This is a genomic window from Enterobacter sp. CM29 (assembly GCF_013179605.1).
GTDB lineage: Bacteria > Pseudomonadota > Gammaproteobacteria > Enterobacterales > Enterobacteriaceae > Enterobacter > Enterobacter intestinihominis.
This window is the reverse complement of the sequence record NZ_JABMCU010000221.1, coordinates 1-6,658: the sequence shown is the minus strand read 5'-3', so window position 1 is coordinate 6,658 and position 6,658 is coordinate 1. Positions and strand designations below refer to the sequence as shown.

General features: G+C 57.3%; 6 protein-coding genes. 2 read left to right on the top strand and 4 right to left on the bottom strand.

What is annotated here, in order from left to right; all coding sequences use genetic code 11:
• Nucleotides 1–455 precede the first annotated feature (455 nt).
• Both hemB and HP459_RS20115 read left to right on the top strand, forming a co-directional pair.
• Nucleotides 456–1,430 carry a porphobilinogen synthase gene (gene hemB / locus HP459_RS20120; RefSeq protein WP_003859169.1) on the top strand — a complete coding sequence of 325 codons (975 nt, stop codon included), beginning with the start codon at nucleotides 456–458 and terminating at the stop codon, nucleotides 1,428–1,430.
• A gap of 125 nt (nucleotides 1,431–1,555) precedes the next feature.
• Complete coding sequence (locus HP459_RS20115) at nucleotides 1,556–3,280, top strand: lysophospholipid acyltransferase family protein (protein WP_063149383.1); 1,725 nt, start codon at nucleotides 1,556–1,558, stop codon at nucleotides 3,278–3,280.
• Nucleotides 3,281–3,349: 69 nt separating this feature from the next.
• Here the strand turns inward: HP459_RS20115 and tauD are convergent, their stop codons facing one another.
• The 4 genes from tauD to tauA all read right to left on the bottom strand — a co-directional run.
• Nucleotides 3,350–4,201 (bottom strand): taurine dioxygenase, encoded by an 852-nt coding sequence (tauD, locus tag HP459_RS20110; RefSeq protein WP_023305554.1) that lies wholly within the window; start codon nucleotides 4,199–4,201, stop codon nucleotides 3,350–3,352.
• Nucleotides 4,198–5,025: a taurine ABC transporter permease TauC gene (tauC, locus tag HP459_RS20105; RefSeq protein WP_022647195.1), complete on the bottom strand. Its 828-nt coding sequence runs from the start codon at nucleotides 5,023–5,025 to the stop codon at nucleotides 4,198–4,200. Before tauC ends, tauD begins: the two co-directional genes overlap by 4 nt.
• Nucleotides 5,022–5,789, bottom strand: a complete 768-nt coding sequence (gene tauB, locus HP459_RS20100; RefSeq protein ID WP_022647194.1) for a taurine ABC transporter ATP-binding subunit — start codon at nucleotides 5,787–5,789, stop codon at nucleotides 5,022–5,024. The genes tauC and tauB overlap by 4 nt, the downstream gene beginning before the upstream one ends.
• A 10-nt stretch (nucleotides 5,790–5,799) precedes the next feature.
• Nucleotides 5,800–6,658, bottom strand: an 859-nt coding sequence (tauA, locus tag HP459_RS20095) for a taurine ABC transporter substrate-binding protein (protein WP_171936713.1), incomplete at its 5' end; no start/stop codon positions are given.

The window sequence follows — 6,658 nt, the reverse complement described above, 5'->3', positions numbered from 1 at the left end:
CATTGGGTCATCCCTCCTCAGGGACGTAAGCAAGTTTGTCCATCAAATCATTTGGCAACGTTTAATTGCGGAAGGAATTATGCAGTTTCACTTCGAAAAGGTTCAATGAATGATTCCATTAAGTCCGTATTCAGACAAATAAGCTTATAAACCCAGGGCAATATCAATCATTATGAATAAATATTATAAATTCAACTGATTGCAAACTACTTTAGTTGCTTCGACACATATAATGAAAAGCAATAAATCATTTATATTTATAATCCCAAACCAATATAGAAGCCTCACCAATATCACATACCACTCTGGACACCATAATAAGATTTATAATATATACAAAATACATGTAGCGTATATTAATCGATTTCGAAAATCTAAAAGACAACTTTAGTAAAACACCACTCTCCGCTTTCAGGTACACTAAGCCTCTTTGTTCCACAAACATCAGGCATACCATGACCGATTTAATTGCTCGTCCCCGTCGCCTGCGCAAGTCACCCGCACTGCGCGCCATGTTTGAAGAGACAACACTGACCTTAAACGATCTGGTGTTGCCGATTTTTGTTGAAGAAGAGATCGATGACTACAAAGCCATCGACGCGATGCCGGGCGTGATGCGCATTCCTGAAAAGCATCTGGCCCGCGAGATCGAACGCATTGCGAATGCGGGCATCCGCTCGGTGATGACGTTCGGTATCTCCCACCACACTGACGCAACCGGCAGTGATGCATGGAAAGAAGACGGTCTCGTGGCACGCATGTCGCGCATCTGCAAAGAGAGTGTGCCGGAGATGATCGTCATGTCCGATACCTGCTTCTGCGAATACACCTCTCATGGCCACTGCGGTGTGCTGTGCGATCACGGCGTGGACAACGATGCGACCCTGCTGAATCTGGGCAAGCAGGCGGTGGTTGCCGCCGCCGCAGGTGCGGATTTCATTGCACCTTCTGCGGCAATGGATGGTCAGGTTCAGGCTATTCGTCATGCGCTGGATGCGGCAGGCTTTACCGACACCGCCATCATGTCCTACTCCACCAAATTCGCCTCCTCCTTCTACGGCCCGTTCCGTGAAGCGGCGGGCACGGCGCTGAAGGGCGATCGTAAAACCTATCAGATGAACCCGCTGAACCGCCGCGAAGCGATTCGTGAATCTCTGCTCGATGAAGCACAGGGCGCAGACTGTCTGATGGTGAAACCGGCCGGCGCGTATCTGGATATCCTGCGCGACATTCGCGAACGCACCGAACTGCCGCTGGGCGCATACCAGGTGAGCGGCGAGTACGCGATGATCAAATTCGCCGCGCAGGCGGGTGCCATCGACGAAGAGAAAGTGATCCTCGAAAGCCTGGGTGCGATCAAACGCGCGGGCGCGGATCTAATCTTCAGCTACTTCGCGTTGGATCTGGCTGAGAAGAAAATTCTGCGTTAATCCGCTTTAGCGCCGGGTGGCTTCGCCATACCCGGCCTACTCTCTGCGCGAATCTTCACTAAACTGCAATACAACCGACATCTCCTCCTTCTACTGTCTGGGCAAGACGGCAGGAGGAGTGATCAATGTTTAGTCTCGACAGCGTTCTTGATGACCTTTGGCCTCAGGCGAGGCCCGCACCCTGGCAAAAAAGTCTGTTAAAAAGACTGCTCCACGAAGACGAATTTCAGCAGTTTGCCGCCAGCCACCGTCACCTGAAAGGGCTGGATATGGTAGAGCAGGTTCTGGAACACCTTGATATTCTCTGCACCATTTCCGCCCGAGACCTCGAACAAATCCCCGAACACGGCCCACTCATTGTGATAGCGAACCACCCGACGGGCACCCTGGATGGGCTGGCGCTACTGTACGCCGTTTCGCGCGTGCGCCGGGACGTCAAGGTTGTCACCAACCGGATGCTGTCTCACCTTGAGCCCCTCAGCTCGTTGTTTATCCCCGTGGACAATATGGGCGGCAGAACCGCAAAAGCATCTCTGGTGCAGATGGAGCAGCACCTGCAAAACGCCGGCGTGCTGATCTTCTTCCCGGCGGGCGAAGTCTCCCGCCCAACGCGTAAAGGCATCCGCGATAAAAAGTGGCATCCGGGCTTTATCAAGCTGGCCAGCAAACTACGGGTACCGCTGCTACCGGTACATATTCAGGCCCACAACAGCCTGCTGTTTTATGCCAGCACCCTGGTATCGCCGACGGTATCCCTGCTGCTGCTGATGCAACAGATGTTTCGCCGCCGCCACAGCCAGCTGCCGATCAAAATCGGCCAGCAGATTGCCTGGAATGATCGGTTTAGCTCTACCCTTTCATCGCGTGAGATGGCCGAGCAGTGCCGTCAGCACGTGATACGACTTGGCAAGGGATTGCCTGGCGTCTTTAAAACCCAGTGCGCCATTGCCCGCCCGGAAGACAGGGCCACGCTGAAGCGGGAGCTGGCGCAGGCCGAATGTCTGGGCAAAACCAGCGATGGTAAAACCATCTATTTGTGGCAGCGCAACGGGCAGGAAGAGGTGCCTCTGCTGCGCGAGCTGGGGCGACTGCGCGAGATTGCCTTTCGCGCCGTGGAGGAAGGCAGCGGAAAGCGCCGGGATACCGACAGCTACGATGATGACTATCTGCACCTTATTCTGTGGGATGATGATGACCTCGAGATTGTCGGCGCGTACCGCTTTATGCCAACGGCCATGCAGGTGGAAAAGTGCGGCGTCGAGGGATTGTACAGTTACAGCCTGTTCCACTACGACGAAAAAATGCAGGACATACTGGAGCACGGCATTGAGCTGGGGCGCAGCTTTATACAGCCGCGCTACTGGGGACGTCGCGGTCTGGACTACCTGTGGTCAGGCATTGGCGCCTATCTGGCGCGCTATCCACATTACCGTTACCTGTTTGGTCCGGTGTCCATCTCCGGCGGCTTACCGCCTGCCGCCCGGGATCTGCTGGTCGCGTTTTATCGTCTCTGGTTTCCGGCCAGCCACCCGTTAGCCGCCTCGCGTCAACCCTACCCGGCGTCACTCCCGGACGTGCTGGCGCAATTTAGCGGGGTGGATTACGTGGATGACCTGACAAAGCTCAAATCCCTGCTCGGCAATCTGGGCTGCGGTATTCCGCCGCTTTATAAACAATATTCCGAGCTATGCGAGCCAGGCGGCGTGCAGTTTATCGATTTCGGCAGCGATCCGGCGTTCAATAACTGTATCGACGGGCTGGTGCTGGTGGATCTGTGTTATCTGAAGGCGAACCGCTATCAGCGGTATATAGAGGCGCACTTAATACCCTCACCCCTGCCCTCTCCCTAAAAGGGAGAGGGTGAAAACCGCACCGGTCAGCCCCCTCGCCCCTTTGGGGGGAGGGTTAGGGTGAGGGGCTCAAACCGCACGGTAGAACGGCTTATCCCCCAAAATCGTCGCCCGCTGCATAATCCTTCGCTGCGGCAGGTAATCCGCATTGGCGTAATGCTGCGTGACGCGGTTATCCCAGATCGCCAGATCGTTCTCCTGCCAGCGCCAGCGCACCTGAAACTCCGGTTTCGTGATATGCGCAAACAGGAAGCTGAGCAGCGCCTCGCTCTCTTTTTCCGTTACGTCCACAATGCGCGAGGTAAACCCTTCGTTCACAAACAGCGCCTGCTTGCCGGTCACCGGATGGGTACGCACCACCGGGTGCAACAGCGGCGGATGTTTTGCGACCGCATCCAGCCAGCGCTGGTGCTCCTCTTCCGTTTTACGGTACTTATACTCCTGGAACGATTTTTTAAAATCATGCTCCGCCCGCAGGCCACTTAGCAAGGTCTGGAACGGCGCGGAGAGCGCCTCAAACGCCGCAATGCCGCTCGCCCACAGCGTATCGCCGCCGGTCTCTGGCAGTAGTTTTGCTGCCAGAATCGCCCCGGCTGGCGGTGTGTCGATAAAGGTAACATCCGTATGCCAGTTGTCATTATCGGGCGGGTTATCGTTATGAGTGTCCAGCACGATAATTTCCTCCACCCCTTCCGCATGCGGGTAGACCGGGTGGATATGCAGGTCGCCAAAACGCAGGGCCAGCGCGCGCTGCTGTTGCGGGGTGATGGCCTGCTCGCGCAGGAACACCACCTGATGGCGCAGCACCGCGTGGTACAGCTGCTCAAACTGGTTATCGCTCAGCGGACGGGTTACGTCCAGGCCCGACACCTGCGCGCCAATGTACGGCCCCAGCGGGATAATCGTCAGACGTTCACTCATTGTATTTCTCCATGCCAGGGCGTCAGGCGACGCTGTAGCGTGCGCAGTCCCAGTTCTAATCCAAAGGCGATCGCGGCGATGACCGCGATCCCTGCCAGTACCACGTCAGTCGCCAGGAACTCTCCCGCCGACTGCACCATAAACCCAAGGCCGCGCGTGGCGGCAATCAGCTCTGCCGCCACCAGCGTTGACCAGCCCACCCCAAGGCCGATGCGCAACCCGGTCAATATCTCCGGCAGCGCACCTGGTAAAATGACGAACAGCAGTACCTGCGCGCGGCTGGCGCCGAGCGACTGCGCCGCACGTATGCGTACCTGCTGCGCACTCTTTACGCCAGCCAGGGCCGACATTGCTACCGGCGCAAAAATAGCCAGATATATCAGTAAGATCTTTGACGTCTCGCCGATGCCAAACCAGATCACCATCAGGGGCAGATAAGCCAGCGGCGGTACGGGACGGTAAAGCTCTATCAGCGGGTCGAGAATGCCGCGCACCGTCGGGCTCAGTCCCATCGCAATCCCCACCGGAACGCCAATAATGACCGCCGCCAGCAGCGCCACCAGAATACGCGTCAGACTGGCGCCTAAATGCTGCCAGAGGGTGGCATCCATAAAGCCCTGCGGTCCGGCGATGGCGATCAGTTTTTCCAGAACCTGGCCTGGCGGGGGCAGAAACAGCGGGCTGATCCACTGCTGCGCGGCAACCGCCCACCATACCGCCAGCAACACCACCAGCGTGCTGACGCTTAAGGTGAGCTGGCGAGAGAAAGGCCAGCGTAAGGCACGGCGCGTCCGCCGCGTTTTTTCACTGAAGACAATGCTCATGAGAACGCCTCCCGCTGTTCAAACACACGGCTCAGGATGTATTCCCGTTTTTCGATAAATAGCGGGTCTGATTTAATGCTGCGTACTGGCTCTCCCGCCACATAGCGCCGGGCAAACTCAAGCGGCAGACGCTCCAGCACGCGTCCCGGTCCCGGTGAGAGCAGCACCAGCTCCGTCGCCATAAACACGGCCTCTTCGATATCGTGGGTGATTAACAGCACCTGCTTGCCGGTTTCGTGCCACAGGCGCAGCAGCAGGGTTTGCATCTGCTCACGGGTAAAGGCATCCAGCGCCCCGAAAGGTTCGTCCAGCAACAGCAGCTGAGGGTTAGCCGCCAGCGCACGGGCAATCCCGACGCGCTGACGCTGCCCGCCTGAAAGCTGCCAGATAAAGCGTTTTTCAGCCCCCTCCAGCCCGACCTTTTTCAACATGTCGCGCGCCGTATTCAGACGCTGTTCACGCGCTACGCCGGCCAGTTGCAGACCAAACGCAACGTTTTCCTGCACGTTTCGCCACGGAAGTAGCCCTTCGTTCTGGAAGACCACGCCGCGCTCTGCGCCCGGCCCCGTTACCCGTTTTCCTTCGAGTTGGATCGTGCCGTGCTGATACGGTACAAACCCGGCGATCAGGTTCAGCAGCGTCGTTTTCCCGCAGCCTGACGGCCCCAGTACGACCAGCAGTTCACCGCTGTCCAGCGTCAGGTTGATCTCTTTCAGGGCGGGTTTGCCGCCGTAATCGGCAGACAGGTTGGTAATGTTCAGCATCGCAGCCCCCTTATTTCACAAAGCGGTCGGTCACGAACCGGCTGTAATCCGCTGCTACCGCAGGCACTTTGCCCTGCTCTTTCAGGAACGTCGCAGTGTCGACAATCGCTTTGCTCACCGGCCCGTTCAGCTGCTGGACCTGCTGCGCAGGTGTCAGATAGGTGTTGCCTTTCACCAGCCCCGGCACGTCAGCTTCCGGCACGCCGCTCAGACGTGAGAGTTTCTCCAGGTTGGCGGGCTGTTTCAGCCATTCATCCGGATTGCTGATGTAAGGCTGCTGGGCGTCGATGGCGCTTTTGGCGAAGGCTTTCACCACTTCAGGGTGTTTTTCGGCAAAGTCCTTACGAACGACCCAGACATCAAGTGTTGGCGCCCCCCATTGCCCCACTTTTTCGGAGTCGGTCAGCACGGTGCCATCTTTTTCCAGCTCGTTGACGGCGGGCGCCCAGACGTATGCTCCGTCAATGTCGCCACGCTGCCAGGCGGCAATAATCGCTGGAGGTTGCAGGTTGATGATCTGCACCTGGCCCGGCTTAATACCCCAGTGTTTCAGCGCTGCCAGCAGGCTGTAATGCGTGGTGGAGATAAACGGCACCGCGATGCGTTTGCCAATCAAATCTTCGGGTTTCGTGATGCTTTTCTTCACCACCAGCGCTTCGGAATTTCCGAGCTGCGATGCCAGCAGGAAGACTTCAATCGGCACCTGCTGGCTGGCGGCAACGGCCAGCGGGCTGGAACCCAGGTTGCCAATCTGCACGTCGCCCGAGGCTAACGCCCGCACAATTGCCGCGCCGCTGTCGAACTTGCGCCAGTTGACGTTCGCCCCGCTCGCTTTGGCGAAGGTGTTATCCGCCTGCGCGACTTTCGCC

Bases quoted from the DNA above. Each gene is read 5' to 3' on its own strand.
- hemB (WP_003859169.1), top strand. From the start codon at position 456: ATGACCGATTTAATTGCTCGTCCCCGTCGCCTGCGCAAGTCACCCGCA.
- HP459_RS20115 (WP_063149383.1), top strand. From the start codon at position 1,556: ATGTTTAGTCTCGACAGCGTTCTTGATGACCTTTGGCCTCAGGCGAGG.
- tauD (WP_023305554.1), bottom strand. From the start codon at position 4,201: ATGAGTGAACGTCTGACGATTATCCCGCTGGGGCCGTACATTGGCGCG.
- tauC (WP_022647195.1), bottom strand. From the start codon at position 5,025: ATGAGCATTGTCTTCAGTGAAAAAACGCGGCGGACGCGCCGTGCCTTA.
- tauB (WP_022647194.1), bottom strand. From the start codon at position 5,789: ATGCTGAACATTACCAACCTGTCTGCCGATTACGGCGGCAAACCCGCC.